The organism is Brevibacillus daliensis (assembly GCF_021245735.1).
In the GTDB taxonomy this organism is placed as follows: Bacteria; Bacillota; Bacilli; order Brevibacillales; family Brevibacillaceae; genus Brevibacillus_B; species Brevibacillus_B daliensis.
This window is the reverse complement of the sequence record NZ_JAJISB010000001.1, coordinates 259,354-282,443: the sequence shown is the minus strand read 5'-3', so window position 1 is coordinate 282,443 and position 23,090 is coordinate 259,354. Positions and strand designations below refer to the sequence as shown.

Annotated in this window: 21 protein-coding genes and 1 other annotated feature (1 of these 22 running past the window's edge); all 21 genes read left to right on the top strand. The window is 41.7% G+C overall.

Annotated elements, in window-relative coordinates:
- Position 1: 1 nt before the first annotated feature.
- Positions 2 to 2,662 (top strand): valine--tRNA ligase, encoded by a 2,661-nt coding sequence (locus LM917_RS01470; protein ID WP_232695618.1) that lies wholly within the window; start codon positions 2 to 4, stop codon positions 2,660 to 2,662.
- A gap of 58 nt (positions 2,663 to 2,720) precedes the next feature.
- A complete protein-coding gene (locus LM917_RS01465) occupies positions 2,721 to 4,088 on the top strand; it encodes a bifunctional folylpolyglutamate synthase/dihydrofolate synthase (RefSeq protein WP_232695617.1) in 1,368 nt (455 codons plus the stop codon).
- Between the two features lies 1 nt (position 4,089).
- Positions 4,090 to 5,487: a UDP-N-acetylmuramate--L-alanine ligase gene (gene murC / locus LM917_RS01460; protein WP_232695616.1), complete on the top strand. Its 1,398-nt coding sequence runs from the start codon at positions 4,090 to 4,092 to the stop codon at positions 5,485 to 5,487.
- A 118-nt stretch (positions 5,488 to 5,605) separates the two neighbouring features.
- Positions 5,606 to 6,064: a prepilin peptidase gene (locus LM917_RS01455; RefSeq protein ID WP_232695615.1), complete on the top strand. Its 459-nt coding sequence runs from the start codon at positions 5,606 to 5,608 to the stop codon at positions 6,062 to 6,064.
- An 84-nt stretch (positions 6,065 to 6,148) separates the two neighbouring features.
- On the top strand, positions 6,149 to 6,439 hold the full coding sequence (locus tag LM917_RS01450) for a hypothetical protein (protein WP_232695614.1): 291 nt from the start codon (positions 6,149 to 6,151) through the stop codon (positions 6,437 to 6,439).
- A 41-nt stretch (positions 6,440 to 6,480) separates the two neighbouring features.
- Positions 6,481 to 7,746, top strand: a complete 1,266-nt coding sequence (locus LM917_RS01445) for an MFS transporter (RefSeq protein ID WP_255667862.1) — start codon at positions 6,481 to 6,483, stop codon at positions 7,744 to 7,746.
- Between the two features lie 33 nt (positions 7,747 to 7,779).
- Entirely contained in the window at positions 7,780 to 9,165 is a 1,386-nt protein-coding gene (locus LM917_RS01440) for a sporulation protein (protein WP_232695612.1), read from the top strand.
- A gap of 189 nt (positions 9,166 to 9,354) precedes the next feature.
- Positions 9,355 to 9,597: a DUF4321 domain-containing protein gene (locus LM917_RS01435; RefSeq protein ID WP_232695611.1), complete on the top strand. Its 243-nt coding sequence runs from the start codon at positions 9,355 to 9,357 to the stop codon at positions 9,595 to 9,597.
- Between the two features lie 12 nt (positions 9,598 to 9,609).
- A complete protein-coding gene (locus LM917_RS01430; protein WP_232695610.1) occupies positions 9,610 to 10,200 on the top strand; it encodes a Maf family protein in 591 nt (196 codons plus the stop codon).
- Between the two features lie 70 nt (positions 10,201 to 10,270).
- Complete coding sequence (gene radC, locus LM917_RS01425; protein WP_232695609.1) at positions 10,271 to 10,960, top strand: RadC family protein; 690 nt, start codon at positions 10,271 to 10,273, stop codon at positions 10,958 to 10,960.
- An 86-nt stretch (positions 10,961 to 11,046) separates the two neighbouring features.
- Positions 11,047 to 12,087, top strand: coding sequence for a rod shape-determining protein (locus tag LM917_RS01420; RefSeq protein ID WP_232695608.1), 1,041 nt, complete (start codon positions 11,047 to 11,049; stop codon positions 12,085 to 12,087).
- A gap of 17 nt (positions 12,088 to 12,104) precedes the next feature.
- Complete coding sequence (gene mreC, locus LM917_RS01415) at positions 12,105 to 13,190, top strand: rod shape-determining protein MreC (RefSeq protein ID WP_232695607.1); 1,086 nt, start codon at positions 12,105 to 12,107, stop codon at positions 13,188 to 13,190.
- Position 13,191: 1 nt separating this feature from the next.
- Complete coding sequence (gene mreD, locus LM917_RS01410) at positions 13,192 to 13,719, top strand: rod shape-determining protein MreD (protein WP_232695606.1); 528 nt, start codon at positions 13,192 to 13,194, stop codon at positions 13,717 to 13,719.
- Positions 13,720 to 13,743: 24 nt separating this feature from the next.
- Positions 13,744 to 16,167 (top strand): penicillin-binding transpeptidase domain-containing protein, encoded by a 2,424-nt coding sequence (locus tag LM917_RS01405; RefSeq protein ID WP_232695605.1) that lies wholly within the window; start codon positions 13,744 to 13,746, stop codon positions 16,165 to 16,167.
- Positions 16,168 to 16,249: 82 nt separating this feature from the next.
- Entirely contained in the window at positions 16,250 to 16,921 is a 672-nt protein-coding gene (gene minC, locus LM917_RS01400; RefSeq protein WP_232695604.1) for a septum site-determining protein MinC, read from the top strand.
- A gap of 29 nt (positions 16,922 to 16,950) precedes the next feature.
- Positions 16,951 to 17,745, top strand: a complete 795-nt coding sequence (minD, locus tag LM917_RS01395; protein ID WP_232695603.1) for a septum site-determining protein MinD — start codon at positions 16,951 to 16,953, stop codon at positions 17,743 to 17,745.
- A gap of 90 nt (positions 17,746 to 17,835) precedes the next feature.
- On the top strand, positions 17,836 to 18,966 hold the full coding sequence (locus LM917_RS01390) for an FtsW/RodA/SpoVE family cell cycle protein (RefSeq protein ID WP_232695602.1): 1,131 nt from the start codon (positions 17,836 to 17,838) through the stop codon (positions 18,964 to 18,966).
- 239 nt (positions 18,967 to 19,205) lie between these two features.
- Positions 19,206 to 19,406 carry a cold-shock protein gene (locus tag LM917_RS01385; protein WP_232695601.1) on the top strand — a complete coding sequence of 67 codons (201 nt, stop codon included), beginning with the start codon at positions 19,206 to 19,208 and terminating at the stop codon, positions 19,404 to 19,406.
- Between the two features lie 260 nt (positions 19,407 to 19,666).
- Entirely contained in the window at positions 19,667 to 20,464 is a 798-nt protein-coding gene (locus LM917_RS01380; RefSeq protein WP_232695600.1) for a M23 family metallopeptidase, read from the top strand.
- Positions 20,457 to 21,299 (top strand): M50 family metallopeptidase, encoded by an 843-nt coding sequence (locus LM917_RS01375; protein WP_232695599.1) that lies wholly within the window; start codon positions 20,457 to 20,459, stop codon positions 21,297 to 21,299. Before LM917_RS01380 ends, LM917_RS01375 begins: the two co-directional genes overlap by 8 nt.
- Before the next feature lie 60 nt (positions 21,300 to 21,359).
- Complete coding sequence (locus LM917_RS01370; RefSeq protein ID WP_232695598.1) at positions 21,360 to 22,880, top strand: Rne/Rng family ribonuclease; 1,521 nt, start codon at positions 21,360 to 21,362, stop codon at positions 22,878 to 22,880.
- A 136-nt stretch (positions 22,881 to 23,016) separates the two neighbouring features.
- Positions 23,017 to 23,090 (top strand) — a sequence feature (ribosomal protein L21 leader region); it runs 8 nt beyond the window's last position.

The following is a 23,090-nucleotide window of genomic DNA, read 5'->3' as shown; positions in this document are numbered from 1 at the left end:
TATGGCAAACGAACAAGCGTCTTTAGATGCCCAGTTACCGAAGAACTACGATCCAAAAGCGGCTGAATCCAAATGGTATCCCTACTGGATTGAGAAAGAATTCTTTAAAGCGGAACGTGATCCACAAAAAGAACCTTTTACGATTGTAATCCCGCCTCCGAACGTTACTGGTAAGCTTCATTTGGGCCATGCATTGGATACAACCTTGCAAGACATCATCACCCGTTCCAAGCGCATGCAAGGCTACAGCACACTTTTCTTACCAGGCATGGACCATGCAGGGATCGCTACTCAAACAAAAGTAGAAGCAAATCTGCGTGAAGAAGGGATCTCCCGTCATGACCTTGGTCGTGAAAAGTTCCTAGAGAAGGTATGGGAATGGAAACATATCTATTCCGGCAACATCCGTGAGCAGTGGGAAAATCTTGGTTTAGCTCTTGATTACTCCCGTGAGCGTTTTACTTTGGATGAAGGGTTGTCTCGTGCTGTCCGAGAAGTATTTGTTCGCTTTTATGAAAAAGGCTTGATTTATCGTGGAAAACGCATCATTAACTGGGACCCTGCTGCACGTACGGCTCTCTCTGATGTTGAGGTAATTTATAAGGAAGTTAAAGGTGCTCTTCATCACATGCGTTACCCTCTAGCTGATGGAAGTGGCTATATCGAAGTTGCTACCACTCGTCCGGAAACGATGCTTGGTGATACAGCAGTTGCTGTTCATCCAGAAGACGAACGCTACAAAGATTTAATTGGTAAAACGGTTATTCTACCAATTACCGGACGTGAGATTCCAATCGTAGCTGACGATTATTGTGATCCGGAATTTGGTTCTGGTGCGGTAAAAATCACACCTGCTCATGACCCTAACGATTTCGAGATTGGTCAGCGTCATAATTTGGAGCAGATCATTGTTATGGATGAATCAGGTATCATGAATGATGAAGCTGGTCCTTACAAAGGTATGGATCGTTTTGAATGTCGCAAACAAATCATTAAAGACCTTGAGGAGCAAGGTGTTATGTTCAAAATCGAAGAGCATATTCACCAAGTTGGTCATAGTGAACGCAGTGATGCGGTTGTTGAACCGTACCTGTCTACACAATGGTTCGTTAAAATGCAGCCACTTGCTGACGATGCATTGGCGAATGCGGCTTCTGAAGATAGTGTTACATTTGTACCAGAACGGTTTAAAAATACGTATCTGCGCTGGATTGAAAATATCCGCGACTGGTGTATTTCTCGCCAATTATGGTGGGGTCACCGTATCCCTGCCTGGTATTGCCAGGATTGCGGAGAAATGCACGTAGTTCGTGAAGATTTAACAACGTGCCCAAGCTGTAACGGAAGCAACCTTTCCCAAGACAATGACGTCTTAGATACGTGGTTCAGCTCGGCTCTATGGCCGTTTTCAACATTAGGCTGGCCAGATCAAACGGAAGATCTTAAATATTTCTATCCAACTAACGTATTGGTTACTGGATATGACATCATCTTCTTCTGGGTAGCCCGAATGATCTTTAGTGGTCTGGAGTTCACTGGAGAAAAACCATTCGAACATGTATTGATTCATGGTATCATCCGTGACTCGGAAGGTCGCAAAATGTCCAAGTCGCTTGGAAATGGTGTTGACCCGATGGAGGTTATCGAGAAATACGGTGCTGATGCTCTTCGATTTACACTGGCTACGGGTAACTCTCCGGGTAATGACCAACGTTTTTATTGGGAAAAAGTAGAGGCAAACCGCAACTTTGCCAACAAAATTTGGAATGCTTCTCGATTTGCACTGATGAATTTACAAGGGTTTACGTATGAGGATATTGATCTGACTGGTGAACTATCCACTCCTGATAAATGGATTTTGACTCGACTTCAGTCAACAATTTCTGATGTAACTCGTTTGATGGATGCGTTTGAATTCGGAGAAGCAGGTCGTTCCCTGTATAACTTCATTTGGGATGATCTGTGTGACTGGTATATTGAGATGGCGAAATTGCCATTGTACGGTGACGATCAAAAAGTGAAGAAAACTACGCAATCCGTTCTAGTGTATGTACTTGACCAAACACTGCGTCTCCTTCACCCGATGATGCCGTTCATTACGGAAGAAATCTGGCAAGCATTGCCGCACCAGGGAGAGAGTATCACGATTGCTAACTGGCCTGTGGCAAAATCAGAATTCGTATATAACGAAGCTGAAAAAGAAATGAGCCTGTTAATGGATATTATTCGTAGCGTACGTAATATCCGTGCAGAAGTGAATGTACCGATGTCGAAGAAAATTGAACTGCAAATCAAAGCATCGACGCCACAAGCAGAAGAACAACTAAAGCGCGGTGAAGAGTTCTTGGTACGCTTCTGTAATCCAGAAAAGCTGGTTATCGCAAGCGACTTGCAAGCACCGGAAAAAGTAATGTCGGCTGTCGTAACAGGAGCAGAATTATTCCTTCCATTAGCTGGGCTAATTGATACGGAACAAGAGCGCAAGCGTTTGGAAAAGGAAATCGATATACTAAATAAAGAAGTAGAACGTATTGAGAAAAAGCTAAATAACCCTGGATTTATGGCAAAAGCGCCTGAACATGTCATCGAGGAAGAAAAAGCGAAGATGGCTGATTATGCTAGTAAGCGTGAAAAAGTAATCGCACGTTTAGCGGATCTGTAAATCTTAGGCTTGCCCGCTTCATTTTTGTCATAACCAAACGATTGGGGTCATACGGTAAATGAAGGCAGATCATGATTTTTCCTATGAAGAAGCGTTAACATGGCTGCATGGTTTGCTCCGTTTCGGTCAAAAGCCGGGACTTGAGCGCATGAACTGGATGCTAGAAGAGCTAGGGCATCCACAGAGAAGATTGATGTTTGTCCATGTGGCAGGTACTAATGGTAAGGGTTCTACCTGCAGTTTTTTAACACATGTATTGCAGGAAGCAGGTATTAGTGTTGGTACATTTACCTCGCCATATATTACAGATTTCCGTGAACGAATTCGATACAACAATCAAATGATCCCCCAGACTGACCTTGCTCGTCTGGTGGATCAGATCAAACCGCTGGTGGAGCGCTGTGCTATGGAAACAGAGTACGGTTCCCCAACAGAGTTTGAAGTGATTACCCTCTTAGCTATTTGTTATTTTGTACAAGTGCGCCCAGCGGTCGTCGTTTGGGAGACTGGTCTCGGAGGCCGACTTGATTCAACCAATGTTGTGAATCCATTGGTAACGGTGATTACCAATATTGGTTTGGATCACACAGATATCCTCGGCAGCACCTTGGAAGATATTGCTTATGAGAAAGCGGGAATTATTAAATCAGGTGTTCCTGTTGTATTGGGGCAGATCAAAAACGATGCATTAGCTGTGATTGAGCAGATCGCCTCGTCCAAACGAAGCAATCTATTTAGGTTGGGAGTAGATTTTCACTCGCAGTCAGTCACAACGAGTTTGACGAAGGGGTATCAGGAGTTTACGTACAGCAGCGTATACAGAAGAGGTGCATCATTATATCGAATACGAATGCTTGGTGCGCACCAAATTCAAAATGTTGGTGTAGCGTTAATGGTCCTTGATCTTTTACGTGAATCTTATGCGTTTTTGCTGGAAGAAGAAGATATAACAAAAGGGCTGGCTCGAACTAGCTGGCCAGGTAGACTGGAAATAATTTCAAGCAAACCGCTATGTATCATAGACGGAGCACACAACACGGAAGGAATGGAAATGCTTGTTGCAAGCATGAAAGAATTTGCACCGGAGTTGAAACGTCTCCATCTGATGTTCTCTGCTCTAGGAGATAAACCCCTCTCACAGATGACGTCTGTCCTTAAGGAATCGTCACTGCCTATTGAGAAAATATATGTAACAACCTTTGATTTTCCACGAGCAACTTCAACGGAAGTATTGGAAGATGCATTTATAACAGGCGGTTTTGATCCAGAGCAAATTGAGCGATCGGAAGATTGGAGAACAACCTTGCAACAATGGCATAGCGATGAAGCAACTAATGAGGATGCACTGCTCGTTTGTGGATCTCTGTACTTCATCTCTTTGGTACGCTCATTCTTTCCCATTCCCGTAGAACAGGTAGGTGAATAAGGTGGAACCATTGCAACATGTCCACTTCGTCGGTATCGGCGGTTATGGTATGAGTGGAATTGCACGTGTATTGGTTGATTTAGGTTATAAAGTAACAGGTTCAGATGTGTCAATGAATGAGTTGGCAAAAAAATTACAGGAACGTGGCGCAACAGTAGTGATCGGTCATGATGCTGCTCATATTGAAGGAGCAGATATGCTCGTTTATTCCACTAGTATCTCGAAAGAAAATCCAGAGATAAAAGCTGCGTCGGAAAAAGGAATACCACTTTTGCACCGTTCTCAAATGCTTGCCCAAATTTTGAATGAAAGAACGGGAGTAGCCATAGCGGGTGCTCATGGAAAAACGACCACAACTTCTATGACAGCACACATTTTGGAAGATTGCGGAGTTGACCCTACTTTTATTATTGGCGGGGAGCTCGTAAATGCAGGAACGAACGCCAAGGCTGGTAAAAGTGATTTTGTAGTGGCAGAAGCAGACGAGAGCGATGGTTCTTTTAAAGAATATCATCCTGCTTATGCGATCATTACAAATATTGAACCTGATCATTTGGAGCATTTTGATGGTGATTTTGCTAATTTGAAAAATGCCTATGTTCATTTTTTAGATAACATTAAACCGGATGGAACGGCTATTTTATGCGTGGATGATGCACATGTGCGTGAAATCCTGCCAAATGTTGGACGTAAGGTTATTACCTATGCCATAACTCCTGATTTTAGAGGAGAGGCTGATTATCGTGCAACTGATATCGTATGTAGCGATTTAGTAACCAGATACCTTGCTTGGCATGGGGATGAGATGCTTGGTGAAGTTGTTCTGCACTTCCCTGGTGAGCATAATGTAGCTAATTCGCTCGCTGCCATGGTTGTTGCGCTACAAGCAGGTGTTCCATTTGCGGAAATTTCCAAAGCATTGACTACTTTCCGTGGAGCGAAACGCCGTTTTCAAATTATTGGTGATGCTCAGGATATTCTGGTGGTGGATGATTACGCCCATCACCCGACAGAAATCATGGCAACACTGCAAGGAGCCAGATCTTGCAACCGACGAGTGTTTGCTATTTTCCAACCTCAACGATATACACGTACTTTCTTCTTGATGGAGGAGTTTAGTCGTGCGTTTGCTGATGCGGACGAAGTAATTATTACAGACATTTTTTCGCCTCCAGGAGAAGAAAAGATTGAAGGTGTCTCTTCACAAGTACTCGTGGAGAAAATTATTCAAAACAGCCATCCTCGCGCGCAATATATTCCTTCCAAGGAAGAAGTGCAGGAGAAAATGCTAAGCCAGCTTAGACCGGGTGACCTTGTAATTACTATGGGTGCAGGGGATATCTGGAAGTCAGCATGTTGGTTTGCTGAGCAGCTGAAGCAGGGTGTAACAGAAAAGTAAACCATAGGTAGATCTGCCTCGTTAGAGATAAGGAATTATTTCTAGCGGGGCAGTTTTTTTGTCCATTGGTGCTCCGATATGGTAGGAAAGAGAACTACAGAGAGGGGTACGATAGCTGATGACGGGACAATGGGAGAGAATAGGTGAAAATGGAATCGTCAGCATTTTTATAGGTGTCATGATTATTTCGGTCTGGTCAGATAGTAGAGAAAGGCTCATCTATGATAAGGTAGTTTTGCCCGCGTTATTTCTATGTTTTATCGGTCGATATTTTTTCCCTGACGATCAAGAAAGCTTCTCTTCACACCTTTTTGGTATGGCAATCGCTTTTATCCTTTTATATCTAACGGCTGTTCTAACAGGGGGTGGAATAGGAGGAGGGGATATTAAACTGTCTGCTTTTATCGGATTAGTTGTGGGGAAACAACAGATCATCTGGATACTTCTCGTAGCAAATATAGTGGCGGTTTGCTGGGCAATCCTATTATGGATTGGGAGTAGAGGGAAGGGGAAAATTGAGATTCCTTATGCATGTTGTCTGGCCGTTGGTAGCATACATTTTTTGGTAGATATATAAAATGATATTTATTATAATTAATTTGATTATTCAATAAATTTTGATGTACAAGGTTAGGAGTAATAATGAGGAGGTGTAAGTATATTGCTTGTTTTCTTATCATTGCTGGCATGTTTGATTGTATTTATTGTGATCTATAAGGTTTTGGAATATAAGAAATGGGACATCATTTATGAAGGTCTGATCGACAAGGGCTTTGCAAGATACAGCTATCTACAATCGCAATCGATAACATGTAAAATAAAATATACTTCGAACAACTCCATTTCTTCACTGGGAACAAATCGTAATGCTGAAACAATAGTAGCGATATATGTATACGTAACTGATTTTCAAAAAGCGATAAAACTATTAGGTAACTATCGTGATATGTAAGTATCCTCTGTCTTTTTAATACGGCCATTACCTTTCTAAAGATGAATTATCTAACAGGAGGGAGAAGGATTGTTGTATCTTCATTAAAAAATATATTCACCTTTCACTTCACGATACTGTTTCTAAGTCGAATTGTTTCAAAACTGGGAGATTGGATTTATCTGGTCGTAATCAGCTTGATAATCGCAGAGCATAACCCTGCTTGGATTCCTCTACTATTTTTGATGAAAATCACAGCTAACTTTGTTTTTAGTTTCATTGCCGGCTCAATCGTAGACAGGTTGGGACCAAAATTTACAAGTATTAGCTCAGACATTGGTCGTGCATTCGCAATTGCACTTATGCCGTTTTTTTTAGATTCGTATATATTATTTCTTCTTGTTTTTATCGACCACATGCTAAGTACATTCTTCTCTGCAGCATTAACCCCCATTTTGACGAAAACTACTACCAAAGAAAATCGTCATACAGCTAATTCTTTGATGGAAATGATCGTTCCGTTCTCTCAATTTATCGGACCTTTCATTGGAACTCTTTTGCTACTGATTAATCAGGCTTTTTCCTTCTATATTCAGTCGATAACCTTCATTCTTTCCGCTTTTTCTCTTATTTTTATCCCATATCGTGATGACGTGAGGAAGGGAAACCCATTAGACGGATATAAAAAGAGTATTGCGATACTCTGTGATGACATCATGTTTGCAGGAAGGTATCTCTGGGAGAACCACATCCTTAAAAATACTACCTTGGCAATGACTTTATTTATCTTGGGATCGACGGTGATTGATGCATATGAAGTACTCTATATTACACGTACATTAGGCTTACAGGAGGAGTACTATGCCATAATCATCAGTTTTGGTGGAGTTGCTTACTTTATTAGTACACTCTCAAATGTTCTTTTGTCCCAACGACTGGGATTACATAATCTTTTTTTCGTTGGCTTACTACTCTCTATTCTAGGCAATGTAATATTTGTTCTGGCAACGAATGTACCAATGCTTATGATTGCTTTGATTCTAATGGCAATAGGGGGGACTCCGTTTTTTGTTACCATATTTACTGTTATGCAAAACATCGTTCCTATCGAATATCAGGGGAGGGTAAGCAGTATACAGGATGTATTGCCGAGTGCAGCAGCCATTGTTGCGACTGCTGTTTCATCCTTGTTCTTTTACGTAGAGGATTTACGCATCATGCTTATCATCAGTGCATGCGTTATGTTTTTGGCAACGATTCCAGGTTTTTTTGCATATCGAGGAATGAAAGATAGTCATAATTCTGCTTCCTCTCTCGTAGACTTGTAATACTAGAGTTGAGAGAATGAGGAGGCAGTTTTCATGAGTGGACAATCATCCAATCGGATTTCTATTAAATTGTCATCTGCCAAAAAAGAGGACGGACAGTCTAGTAAAGAAATAAGTAAAGAGAACCAGGTGAAGTCTCGTTCTAAAATCGTAGAATTACACCCACCTAACAAACAAATTGAAACCAAGCAGATAGAAGAAACCGAGAACAAAGTAGAGTCTAAGGTACAATCAGAAGAACCGAAAGCAGATTGGCATGATGCCATGCAACGGCTAAGGGAAGTAGAAGAAGAGTGGGTTAGTCACCAAAGTAAGGAAGCTTTTTTTGCGGAGCTGGACAAACATGAACAGTATTCCACCTATGAGATGCCAAACGATACTCGCAAGGAGTTTTCTCAGCTTGATTATCAGGAAATAAGTATGTTAGACGATAGCGAGGATAAAGCTTGGTGGGAAAGATTATTTGCAGATCAGAATAAGCTTCATAAAAGACCCTTGTTGCGTTTTTTATTTACTACGATAGGAGCAGTTAGTTTAGGACTGTTATTTGGTTATATGGTTCTTCAAGTATTTTTGGAAGATAAAAATGTTCAACCTACTACCTCATCGCTACCAGTAATATCGCCAACAGTGACAGTAGATTCAGGGAATCAGACGGAAGCTCCTCCCACTCAGCCTTCTACTGGTAACGATCAGAACACGCAAACGATGGGCAAACCAAGTACGCAAGCGTCTACAGGAAATGCAGGAGCGGTCCAATCAATCGTACAATTCCCTGAAATGAAGTTTTACATGGTTCAACTAGGGGTTTTTACAAATCCAGAAGCAGCACAACCTGCTATAGACATGTTAAATGAAGATAGCCTCCCCCATTTTTTATATCAAATGGAGGGAAAACATCATTTATTAGTAGCGCTTGCACCTTCTCGTGATGCTATTCTAGGTTTCGCAGATAGTGTAAAGCAAAAGCAAATGGATGCTTATGTAAAAGAAATCTTGTTACCAGCCAGTCAAAAACAAATGGAATTAGTTCCTGGCTCGGCATTAGAAATAGGTAACTCAACGGATAAAGGGGCTGTTGCTACTTTTTTTAAGACAGGAGCAGAGCTTACCCAAGCATTAGCTAGTGAGTCAGGAAAGGTAGTTAATACAGATAAACAAAAGATAACACCTCTTACAGCAGAAGTAGAGAGCAAATTAAAATCGAAGCATGTACAGTTTCTAGATCAAAGCCGAGTTGCCTTGCAGTCCCTTCCCAAAGAATATCATCCATATGTCAATGGGATGATAGACGGGATGAACCAGGCTATAACCTCAATGACTCAGATGAAAACGGTGAATGCTGAACCGTATGCATGGCAAGTACAAAAAGGTTTGATGCGATATTTGGATCAATATGCGAAGCTACTCCAAAAATAGTGGAAAAATGAGAGGTACAATAAGCGCAATTTTCTTGCGCTTTGTACCTTTCTTTCGTTAAAGTACAATCAAAGATTCTTATTTACATGTATCAGATAATCTAGTTGTCTCTTGCGGTGTTATTTTGCTACACTAAGGTGTGGTAAATACATTTTCTTTCAGATATCGACATAAACGAGGGATGGGAGAATGACAGGAAAAGACTTTATTATTATGATAATTGTCCTGATTGCAGGTATGCTATTCGGGAGTCTGGTAGGACAACTTTTAGGTCCATGGCTTCCTTTTTTACATGCAAGCAAAGTGATAATATGGAATCCTGCAGCAGATCTTGATATTATTTCGTATGATTTGCACTTTCAGGTAAAACTAAACCTAGCCAGTATTGTTGGGTTAGCTTTGGCCTTCTGGATTTATAAAAAAATACATTAGGGGGAGATTCACATGAATTCTTATCCACCAATTGTTTTAGCGTCTTCTTCCCCGCGTCGTCAAGAGCTGTTAAAGAATCTTGGACTGCCATTTACCATTCAGGTAAGCGATATTGACGAGACCGTTTCTCCAGATCTAAAACCGGAAGAAATTGTTCAAACACTCTCATTTCAAAAGGCGGAAGTAATTACCAGAAATTTGTCATTTGGTCTAGTTATTGGCTCTGATACAATTGTTGTGCTGGATGGACAAGTTCTTGGAAAACCGACTGATGAACAGGATGCTTATCGTATGCTTCGTGCCCTATCAGGACGCATGCATCAGGTATTTACTGGTATTGCGATTATTGATGTAGCCAGTGGTAAGGCAGAAGTAAGCTATTCCTCGACGTACGTAACTATGGAAGCGATGACAGATGAGACCATCTATAGCTATATAGCATCGGGGGAGCCGATGGATAAGGCTGGTTCCTATGCCATCCAAGGTTTGGGAGCTACATTGGTACAAAAAATTGAAGGTGATTATTTCACTGTTGTGGGCCTTCCGTTACATCTTTTGGCTCACATGTTGACGAGATTTGGTGTTTCCCTTTTAAACAGGTAGGGTATTCCTCTTTGTAATCTCTTCGTCGACCTTTTGCCTGCTCGGGAATAAGACAGAGGAGGTAAAGGTAATGGCGTGTAACAATTTTAAGCAGGTAAACGTCCCTAATTATGAACGCCCACGAGAACGGTTGTTACAACAGGGAGCTTCCTCGTTATCTGATGCGGAGCTCTTGGCAATTTTGTTACGTACTGGGACAGAAAAGGATACTGCTTTCCACGTTGCACAGCGTTTGCTGGCGAAATTTGGAGATTTGTATCAATTATCCATTGCAACACAAGAGGAATTGATACAGAACAAGGGAATTGGACCTGTAAAAGCTATGGAAATTCGGGCAGCTATTGAACTAGGACGCAGGTCTGCAAAAAATCTGCAACTTACTCGCAAGCCAATACGTCTACCTAAAGATGTGGCAGATTTAATGATGTCAGAAATGGCTCAATTACTTCAGGAACATTTTATCTGTCTATTTCTTAATACAAAGAACCATGTACTGGGAAAAAAGACGATTTTTGTCGGGAGTCTAGATGCTTCCGTAGTTCATCCCCGTGAGGTGTTTCGAGAAGCAATTAAGAGAAGTAGCGCTTCCTTGATCTGTCTTCATAACCATCCTAGCGGTGATCCAACTCCGAGTAAAGAAGACATCATGGTAACAAAAACACTGAGAGAAGCAGGAGAAATAGTGGGTATTTCTTTGCTCGATCACATCATCATTGGAGATGGACGTTACATAAGCTTGAAAGAACAAGGTTACATGTAACGACTAAAAACTGAAACAAAAACAGCTGTCAGTGATCGGAACCAATTGTGGGAACCCGTTTGACATAATGGAAGGAGATTTTTTATATGTTTGGAAGCTTTACACGTGATATGGGGATTGACTTAGGTACTGCCAATACCCTTGTATATGTAAAAGGAAAAGGTATTGTTGTACGAGAACCATCTGTTGTTGCGATTCGCACGGATACCAATACAATTGAAGCGGTAGGTAATTCCGCAAAAAATATGATCGGACGTACTCCAGGTAACATTGTAGCTGTTCGTCCAATGAAAGACGGAGTTATTGCAGATTTTGAAACGACTGCAACGATGATGAGATACTTTATTCGTCAAGCTCAGAAGAATCAAAGTATGTTTAGTCGTCGCCCAAGCGTAATGGTTTGTGTACCATCTGGCATTACCGCTGTTGAAAAACGCGCTGTTGAGGATGCTACCAAGCAAGCGGGTGCGAAAGAAGCGTTCACAATTGAAGAACCATTTGCAGCAGCAATCGGTGCTGATTTGCCGGTTTGGGAACCAACTGGTAGCATGGTAGTAGATATTGGTGGAGGTACAACTGAAGTTGCAATTATCTCACTCGGCGGTATCGTTACTAGCCGTTCTATTCGGGTTGCAGGTGATGAAATGGACGAAGCAATCATTCAATTTATTAAACGCCGCTACAACTTGATGATTGGGGAACGTACATCTGAGACGTTAAAAATGGAAATTGGTTCTGCTATTGCACCTGATGAGACAGAAACAGTAGAAATCCGAGGACGTGATCTTGTAACGGGTCTACCAAAAACAATCTCAGTAACAAGTACGGAAATTGCTGAAGCATTGTCTGAGACAGTTCTGTCAATTGTGGAAGCAGTAAAGGTTACTTTAGAGAAGAGTCCACCAGAATTAGCTGCTGATATTATGGATCGTGGTATTGTTTTAACAGGTGGAGGAGCTTTGTTACGCAATCTGGATCGTCTGCTCGCACGCGAAACAGGGATGCCAGTACATGTGGCTGAAAATGCTTTGGACTGTGTAGCGGTTGGTACAGGGCGTGCTCTGGATAACATGCATTTGTTTAAATCAAAGGCAGGTATTACCTCATCAAGAGCTAAGCGTCGATAATTAGGTGGCGAAAACACATGTCATTCTTTGGTAACCGCAAATTAATCATTGTGCTAATAGGTTTGGTATTGTTGCTTGTGGTCATGGGCTCCACAGCTAGAGACAGGCTTAACCTGACATGGCCAGAAAAATTCTTAAAAGATACTGCCAGCGTGGTGCAGGAGATATTTTATCGTCCTGCCCAAGCTGTTTCTACTTTCTTTCATGAAGTTCAAGATGTATTTAACGCATATGAAGAGAATCGCGTTCTTAAATCCAGTTTGGACCAATATACACAAATGGCTGCAGAATTAAAGGCAGTGAAAGCGGAAAACAAGAAACTGCTAGAAAATTTGCAGGTAAAGCAGGATATGAATGATTACAATCTTATTTACTCTCAGGTCGTAGCACGTAATACGAGCCAGTGGAATGATGTTTTGGTTATTGGTAATGGTAGTAAGAATGGCGTGAAAAAGGATATGGCAGTTATTACATCCCAAGGATTGGTTGGCCGCGTGGAAAGCGTCTCGAATTTCTCTTCCACAGTGGAACTATTAACAAGTCTGGAAACCTCTGCCAAGAATCGTGTATCCAGTTATATCATTACGACTGTACCCGTCCAACCCCCAGCTGGAACACAACCCGGGAATACTCAGCAGGGGGCGGGGAATCAAAATACCGCTAATCAGGGTACAACCAATCAAAATGTAGGCAATCAAGACCAACAAGCCGTAGGGCAAAACAACACTACAGTACCAACGCCGGTTAAAACGGAGAATGGCTGGGCTCCAGGTATTCTGGAAGGCTATGATTCGACTGCAAAATTACTAATTATGCGCAAGATCCCACTTGAACACAAGATAAAAGTTGGAGATCCTGTTATTACTTCTGGGCTGGGAGGGACAATTCCAAGTAAACTTCCGGTTGGTATCGTGGAGAGAATTGAACCAGGAGATTATGGGCTCACCCAGACTGCATATATTAAACCTTACGCAGATTTTTCATTGATTAACGATGTATTTATAGTAAATCGTGATTTTATTACAACGCCATCTGGAGAAGTAATACCTTCTAATGCAGCAGAACAACAAACAAAATCCGCTGATAAAGGAGGCGACAAGTAATATGGTAGCTCGTATCAAGTTTACGTTGCTCTTGCTTGTCTTCTTCTTTATGGAAAGCACGTTGGCTCAGTTTATTACACCTGGTGTATGGGGAATGTCATATGAGACGATTCCCCGCTTTGCTTTAGTGGGAATCATTTATGCCTCTCTTTTTATTGGAAGACGAGAAGGATTGTATTATGGTATGGCATTTGGACTACTTCAAGATATGCTCTATGGAAATGTAATTGGGGTATATACCTTGTCCATGATGGTAGCAGGTTATATGGCAGGACTTGTGCTCATGATCTTCCATAGAAGTGTGGCAGTTGTAATTAGCACGTTAACGCTAGTTTTGTTTGGTCATGAGTGGCTTACCTATACATTGTTTAGGCTTTTCTACACAAATCCTGTAAATGTGCAATGGACTCTTACGAACGAAATTATCCCTACCCTTGTGGCTAACATGATTTTTGCCATATTGGTATATAAGCCGGTTAGGAATCTTTGCGATCAGGTGCTACAAAATAAAGAGCGCGCTCACGAGTAGTGGAACGAAGGAGGTGGGGCGCGAATGGGAGAGAATCAGGAACCGAAGTCTCATATTCCGATTCGGTTGAATATCTTATTTTTTATCGTGTTTATATTTTTTGCCGCGATCATTTTACGGCTTGCCTATGTTCAAATCGTAGAGGGAGAACAGTATCAGCATGATTTAGAGAAATACAGTACTCGTAAGCTCCCAATACCAGCTCCACGCGGGCGTATCATGGATGTTAACCAGAACATACTTGTTTCAAACAAGCCGGTTTTCACTGTAACCTATACTTCTGAGCAAAATATGAAGCTGAAATCAGAAGACGAAGAGCAGTTGGCTTCTAATTTAGCTTCGATGCTTCAGACCGATGAAAAAATAGGAACAGATAAAGAGTTGGTAAAGAAAGTAACTGATTTGAAAACGACAATTGATGTTACTTTCAGCCCTGAGCAAAAAAACCAGTTGATTCAGATGATTACACCCAAATTACAAGCATTACCGAAGCATGAAGAGCTTGAAAATATGAGTGATTATGATTTGATCAAAACAGCACACACACTGAGAGAGCCGATTCGTTCTCCTTTTGATGATGCTGATCGGGATGAATTACAAAAAAAATTACCTAAGACAATTCCAGTTGATGGAAAGCAGGTTGAAACCGCTAATGCTTATGACCGTGACCTGATCAACCACTTAATGACTACGAATACACCTTATCCGATTGTAATGGAAGATGAGGCTCGTACTTCTATGCAGGAAAATCTGAACTTGGTGCTCTCAAAGCTGCCGCAAGTAAAAGATCTACCTAATTTAGATGCAACAGGCATTCTGCAATTGGTTTCACGGTTTAATCTCGATATCAGCTTGCCGCTAACTCCAGAGCAACGGTTGAAAGAGTGGAACAGGATTACGATTTTAGGAAGAATGAGAGATTCATCAATGCCGAAGTTTATTCCTCGTCGCATTAAGGAAAACGCTACAGAGGTAGAGGTAGCACGTGTTAATGAAAGATTGGGAGAACTTCCAGGAATTGATGTTATCGTTGAACCTGTTAGACAAATTAAGAAAGATGTTGATGGGAAAGCGTTTGCTACTCATATCCTTGGATACATTAATCCGATTGAATCTTATGAGGTTGAGGAATTGCTGTCACAAGGCTACTCGCAGACAGACCGTATTGGTAAGGAAGGGCTGGAGAAGTCCTATGAAAAAGAATTGCGTGGTAATGACGGTGTCATGGAAGTACAGGTTAATCAGAGTTCTGAGACTGTAGTGAAAAAAGAAACACGACGCGCGGAGCCAGGAAATGATTTAATCCTGTCACTTGATTGGCGATTCCAGAGCAAAGTCGAAGAGATCTTGAAAACAAGAATGGAAGAGATGAAACGATCATCCAAATCGAGGGAAGTTGAAACTGCATCAGTTGTTGTAATGAACCCGAATACAGGTGAGGTTCTAGCTCTTGCTAACTATCCTGATTATGATTTAAATCTGCGTTATAACCGTAAAGAATTTAATGAGAAATATGAGAAGGAAATTATGCCTGCAGAGAATAATCTCGCTACTCGCGGATTGTATCCGCCCGGTTCAACGGTAAAACCAGTCTCTGTCATGTTAGGACTGCAAGAAAAGCTGATTACACCACAAACGACGATCAATGATCCAGGTTATTTTTGGTTCGGAAATGTAAAAAAACGAAACTGGCGATCAGGTGGTCATGGAATAGTTAATGTAAGGAGAGCTCTTGGTGTTTCTAACAACACGTACATGTACAATATTGGTTGGAGATTGAAGGAGCGGGAACAGGCAGCAGGTAATGGTTACCGTGAATCTTTTAATGTAATTGAATTCTATAACCAACAATTCGGGTTGGGAGTTAAAACCGGAATTGACTTACCAGGTGAAAAATCAGGACTAAAACCTACTGCAGATGAAATGGGACGTATTGCCGATGCGATGATCGGTCAGTATGAGAACTTCACCCCAATTCAATTGGCTCAGTACACATCAGTAATTGCAAATGGTGGCTACCGTATTAAACCACATCTGGTAAAAGAGATTCGTAAAGGCTCGGAAGATCCTTTGAAACCAGGTGAGGTATTAAGCATTATTAAACCGACTGTTCTAAACAAAATAAGCATTGATCCGTCCTATATTAAGCTGGTTCAGGAAGGGATGTTACAAGTTACCAGAGGTGAAGGTACAGCCAGAGTTTCAATGGCAGGCTTACCTTATAATGTAGCAGCCAAAACAGGTACAGCACAAACTGGTGTGGGAGCCGATAACTCGTTGATTGTCGGGTATGCACCTTATGAAAAGCCTGAGATGGTTTTTGTTGTAGTTGTGCCTAAGGCAAATCACGGTTCTGACTATATTGCACGCGATATTTTGGACGCCTATCATGAAATGTTTTCCCTCTTCCCAAATGATCAGCCAGCGACAAATTCTGACACTGAGTGACAAAAGTAAAGGCATTTTTAAAAGAGGAGCAGGATTTCTTTCAGCTAATGGCGAATGGTAACGGTCGAGGTGAAACATCTCCATGAATACGACTAAAAGTAAAGTGGTAATTAAAGGAACAAAAGACGGTCTTGTCTTTTTTATGGATGATACCTGTTCTTTTCAGGAGCTAATAGAAGATTTGCGAGAAAAAATAGAACATAGTCACCAGCAAATCCTGAGCGGTCCTTTGATCCGAATCTCGATTAAGTTGGGAAAACGTTATTGTAGCCCTGAACAACAGGAAGAATTAACCCAGATCATTCGCCAAAAAGGCAATCTGGTCATTCATATGATCGACTCAGATGTAATTTTGAAAGAAGAAGCAGATAAACAGAACGAAACTCCCGGATTTATTATCCAGACAAACACCGTTCGTTCCGGACAGGTATTGGAATTCGATGGAGATATCCTGTTGCTAGGGGATGTAAACCCAGGAGGTACAGTAAAGAGCACCGGTAGTGTTTACGTGTTAGGTAATCTTCGAGGTGCGGCTCAGGCTGGACTGAATGGAAATCGGAATGCAGTGATTGCATCCGCCTCCATGCGCCCTACCCAACTTAGAATTGCAGATGTGATCAGTCGTTCTGGAGAAGAATGGTCAGATCAGAATGGTGCGACAGAATTTGCTTATTTGGAGAATGACCAGATGGTTGTTGCCAAAATGAACCTATTGCATCGTCTACGTCCAGATTTGGGTGAGAAGAAAGCATAACTGTACGGAATGAAGGAGAGGAAGTAAACGTGGGAATCGCTATTGTTGTAACGTCAGGAAAAGGTGGAGTCGGTAAAACAACAACTTCTGCTAATATTGGAACAGCTCTGGCATTAAATGGTCAGAAAGTATGCATGATTGATACAGACATTGGTCTTCGCAATCTTGATGTGGTTATGGGTTTGGAAAATCGCATTATTTATGACTTGGTGGATGTGGCAGAAGGAAGTTGTCGTCTACAACAGGCATTGATTAAGGATAAGCGTTTCGAAACTCTAGCACTGCTTCCGGCAGCACAGACAAAAGATAAGTTAGCTGTAACACCTGAGCAGATGGAAGAGATTGTGACTCAATTAAAACGTGAGTATGATTATGTCATTATCGATTGCCCAGCAGGAATCGAACAAGGCTTTCGCAATGCTGTAGCGGGTGCTGATCAGGCAATCGTCGTGACCACTCCTGAAAAAGCAGCTGTCCGTGATGCGGATCGCATCATTGGATTGTTGGAAAAAGAGGATGTGGGTATGCCGAAGCTGGTCATCAATCGAGTACGCTCTCATATGGTGCAGAATGGTGATATGTTGGATGTGGAAGATATTCTTGATCTTTTAGCGATTGATTTACTGGGTGTCGTACCTGATGATGATCATATAATTAAATCTGCTAATGCTGGAGAACCTGCTGTCATGAGTCACGAATCGCGTGCTTCTCTAGCTTATCGGAATATAGCACGTAGATTGCTCGGGGAAACTGTTCCATTGTTACCTTTACAAGAGAAAAAAGGCGTTCTTCAAAAGTTCCGCAGGATGTTTGGTTTTAAGTAAACGTTGAACAGGGGTATACTCCTGTTCCTTTTTTTGCAGGATAATACTTAAACAAGAGGAATCACCATACAGATGCAAGGGGGGAGAAACGTGGATTTTGATAAAAAATATATAAAACAGCTAGATTGGCTGATCGTACTCATCCTCCTTGGTCTTGCCGTGTTTAGTTATTTGGGAATTAGCGGGTCTGCTCATGTGGGGCTTGCTATGACACAGATGAAGTGGTATTTCTTAGGTTTTGTTGTGTTACTTATTATACTAACCATAGATTATCGATTCTTTCGTGCACTTAGCTGGGTTTTCTATGCAATTGGTATTGCTATGTTGATTGGTGTTTTCTTCACCGATGCGGTTAGAAACACAACAAGTTGGTTTTCCGTTGGTCCGATTGATATCCAGCCTGCCGAGCCAATGAAACTGTTTACCATTTTAGCGGTGGCCCATTTTTTAGCAAAACGGGAAGAGAAGAAGGGAAAACCGGAATACTTCTACGAATGGATCCCCGTTTTTATAATCGTTGGAATACCGATGTTACTGATTGTGAAGCAACCGGACTTGGGTAATGCACTGGTCTATTGCGCTATTCTGGCTACTATGCTGATTGTTGGAGGCATGAAAGGCAGGCATATTGCTATAATGGGTGGTCTGGTAGTAGGGTTCCTGGGATTACTATCCTACTTCTATATGTTTCACAAGGAAGATATTTTCGATAAGCTGATTAAACCGTATCAGTTCGCTCGAATAGAATACTGGTTGCATCCTTATTCAGATGCAACAGGACAGGGGTTCCAACTATTGCAATCTCTCATTGCTATTGGTTCAGGCCAGTTAACAGGAAAAGGCCTAACAGCTACAACACAGGCCAGCTTAAACTGGGTTCCGGTTGGAGAGAGTGATTTTATTTTCACGATCATTGCTGAACGACTTGGCTTTATTGGTGGTGGGTTGATGATGATCTTATTCTTCGTCATGATCTACCGAATGATTCGGATTGCAATGGAGACACATGATCCATTTGGGGCGTATGTGGTTTCTGGGGTACTAGGCATGTTTACCTTCCAAATCTTTGAAAACATTGGAATGACCGTTCAGCTGATGCCTATTACAGGGATTACTCTTCCATTTATCAGCTATGGAGGTAGCTCACTATTAACCAATTTCTTGATCATGGCTATCGTGTTAAATATAGGTATGAGGAAGCAGAAACTTAGTTTTGATTAAGTGAAATATCGTGACAAACCCAAAAAGGTATGATAAGATCGAATTAAGTTAACCATATTTACTTACCTAGTGATATGATGGATTGGATGATGTGCCGTGCTTTTCAGAGATAGCGTCACCATGTGATCAGATCTCTGGTGAGCACGGCTTTTTTTCCTTGAAAACAAGCTTAAAGTGATGGTTAACAGAATATTTTATAATCGTCTAAAAGGGCGAACATTTTTAGGAGGTTTTTATCCATGCAACAAGGTACAGTAAAATGGTTTAACGCTGAAAAAGGTTTTGGTTTCATTCAAGTTGAGGGCGGCGAAGATGTATTCGTACACTACAGCGCAATCCAAACTGATGGTTTCAAATCGCTTGAAGAAGGTCAAAAAGTAGAATTCGAAATCGTTCAAGGATCTCGTGGTCCTCAAGCTTCTAACGTAGCTAAACTGTAATAGACAGATTAGATACAAAGAACAGTCTCTCACAGAGGGGCTGTTTTTTTTTGTTACTGTATCAGAAAGTATAAACTTCGAATGCTCACTTCCTGATATGCATGAAAAACATCCTCTAAGGAAGTACCAGCTTCTTCGAAAGGACTTCGATAGAAGTTTTTCTTAATAAGCGGTTTAATTGCGACATCTCTTACGTCATATTTCTGTTAGACAAGTCATATACTCCGAGTATAGCTTGGCCGGAAAAGAGGTGTAGTCGGATGTTTGATAGAGTTGAACAAGCAAAAGAAAGACGACGACAGCGCATGCAACAGATCGTGCTTCAATCACGAGACCAATATCCTCCGCATCGTGATGAATTGCATGATCCTCCACCAGTAGAGTTATGGAAAGAACAAAAACTGTCTGGCGGTCACGAGTGGAAGGAGACACCTCCAGATCGGCCGTATCGAGATGTGTTACGTAGACAAGTTATTATGTCCTTGATTTTGTTTGGTATTGCTTATATCGTGTTCCAAAGCACGCTTCCCGTCCCTCATTCCTGGAAGCAATTTTCTCGGGAAGTCATGACGCGTGATTTTAATTTTAACGGAGTAGCTGTCTGGTATCAACAGGTAATCGGTCATTCCCCAAGTTTTCTTCCCGTTTTTTCTCCTAAACAAGAGAGTATCCCTGTTTCTTCACCTCTGACAATGAAATGGAATCTGCCTCAAAATTGGAAAGTGGTAAAGCCTTATGATCCCAATAGTGCAAAAATCGTACTTGATTTAGGACAGACAGGGGATGTAATTAACAATGAAACAGGATGGGTTCTGGAAGTGGGCGAAAAACCAGGGTATGGCAAGACGGTTGTTGTTCAATACGCCAATGGCAGAGAGGTCTGGTTCGGAAATCTGGAAGTGGTACATGTGAAAGTAGATGATTGGTTATCAAAAGGGGATATTGTGGGCAAAGCAAAAACCTTTACTGGAACAGATCCCGAAACAAGATACCTCTATTTATCAGTCAAACAGCGTGATTCCTTTATTGATCCTCTGGACGTGATTACGGTTGAATGACGTACGAATTGCTGGAATCTGCATACGTATTCATATTCTTTTTTGGCTAATTATCGGGGTGTCAGTCTTAACAGGGTATTTTTTGGAGACGATTACGTTGTTTATCATTGTAATTATCCATGAATTGGGTCATGTGGCTGCAGCTAGGGAGGTAGGCTGGGATGTCACAGAAATACAGCTGTTACCTTTTGGCGGGGTAGCTATTATGAATGAAAATGGAACAACAGGCCCACTAGAAGAAGTAATAATTGCTTTAGCAGGTCCTTTTATGAATATATTGATGATAGGTGCCTCCCTGATTTTTGAATGGGGGGGAATTTGGACGGAGGAATGGTCCGGATTTTTTATGCAGAGTAACATGATGATCGCGTTATTTAATTTATTGCCCGTGTGGCCACTTGATGGTGGGCGTATTTTACAGGCGTTGCTTACTGCTCGTTTTCCCTATCGGCAAGCAGTGCTGACGTCTATTTCTATCAGTTTTTTTATGGCTTTATTTATGTTGGGGATTGGACTTAAGTGGTTTCATCCTAATTTAATTGCAGTATCACTTTATCTGTCATTCGTGAATGGTCAGGCATACAGGCGTTTTCCTTTTCAATTTATTCGTTTCTTGATGGAACGACAACGTAGGACACCCGACAAAACACGTGTGGAACCAATCAGTATTTCTTCAGTCCAGACCATTTGGGAAGCAGTCCACATGATGCAGAAAGGGAAGTATCACCTCTTCTTTGTTAGAGGAAAGCAGGGTGGAGTGCTGACAGAAGAGGATTTGCTTGATGCCTGTCTGTTTGGAAGGAATCCGCATGATGGTATTGGGCGATTGCTTTAATTTTTCAAATCCGTTACCAATAGGGTACAATGAATGAAAAACATCCAGGAGGATGAGAGATTGAGCAAAAAGCAGCAAGGTAAGCAAGAAACCTTACAAATTATCGTGACGAATGAAATAGATGAAACGAAGATCGCCATTATGGAGAACGGTCGCTTGGCGGAGTTATGGTCAGAGGCAGCGAACGATGAGATAGCAGTAGGCAACATTTACAAAGGCCGAGTGCACAAGGTTCTTCCAGCCATGCAAGCAGCATTTGTGAAGACGAACCAGCAACAGGAGACTTTTTTATATATTGATGAAGCACTTCCACCTGGCTGGAAGACAGAAAACCGGGGGCAAGAAAAGCCGAATATCGGTCAACTTGTTCAGGTGGGAGAGGAAAAATACATACAAATCAGTAAGGAAGCAATGGGAACCAAAGTACCGCGTGTAACGACAGAAATCAGTTTGCCCGGGCGCTTACTGGTTTATTTGCCTTTTGGTCAGCAAGTATCCTTGTCACGAAAAATAACGGAAGATAAAAAGCGTAAAAGTCTCCTAGCGTGGGCGAAAGAAACTCTTCAACCAGATGAAGGTGTTATTCTGCGAACGAATGCAGAGGAAGCAAGTGAACAGGTTCTTATGCGTGAACTCACCTACCTACGTGAACTCTGGCAAAGCAAAGAGGCGGAGTGCAAGGACAAAAAAGCACCAACGCTTATTTATGCAGCTGAAACGGGAATAAAACGGTTGTTGATGGAATTATCCTCGTCAACGATTACGGAAGTGGTAGTGGATGATCGCAAGCTATATCAAGAGTTGCTTGCACAGGCCAAGGTGTTTGATGTGAACATGGTGGACAAGATTTCATTTTATCAGGGAAAACTGTCCATTCTAGAGGCGTATCACGTTGATACAGAGATTGAGAAAGCAATGTATCGACAAGTATGGTTGAAGCAAGGTGGTTTTCTAGTAATCGATCAAACGGAAGCAATGACCGTCATTGATGTAAATACGGGGAAATTCACTGGAAAAAGCGGTCAACGTCTGGAAGAAACCGTAACGGCGACCAATCTTGAAGCAGCTGATGAAATTGCCAGACAGCTGAGATTACGGGATATCGGTGGAATCATTATCATTGACTTCATCGATATGAAACAAGCCTCCAATCGACATTTGGTACTGACAAGATTGCAGGAAGCGCTGGCAAATGATCGAACGAATAGCTATGTCATGGGCTTTACTCAACTTGGTTTAGTAGAGATGACTCGGAAAAAAGTAAAAGAAAACTTGTTATCTACGTTGACTCGTACATGCATTACCTGTGGCGGAAAAGGTAGAATTCTTCGTGAACGTGAAGTGGCTGGTCGACTATTTCGCGAGACAAAGTCTCTGGTACGGATGCAGGAGATTGAAAGTGTGGTAATCGAATGCCATCCTAATCTTGTTACCTATTTACATGATGAAAAACGAGCCGAGCAATTTGCTAGTGAATGGGGAATCTCGCTACAAGTTATTGAAAAGGGAACCATACATCCAAGTGAATACCACATCGTTCATGCAGGTAGCTTGGCAGATGCAAAACGCTTTTTAACGTAGCCACGAAGGCTAGGGCGTGAGTACGTACGAGGTTACGACGTAAAGATGCGAATGCAACGAATTTAGTACGTATCTTGACGGTACACAGACGATATGTTATTATATTGTAGTTCATGCAGCTATGCTTGTACCTACGAGCATACTGTAACCGCACGAATCAGGTATGCAAGCTGGCGCATCTTGCGTCACACCTGCAAAAGGCGAGTCTGA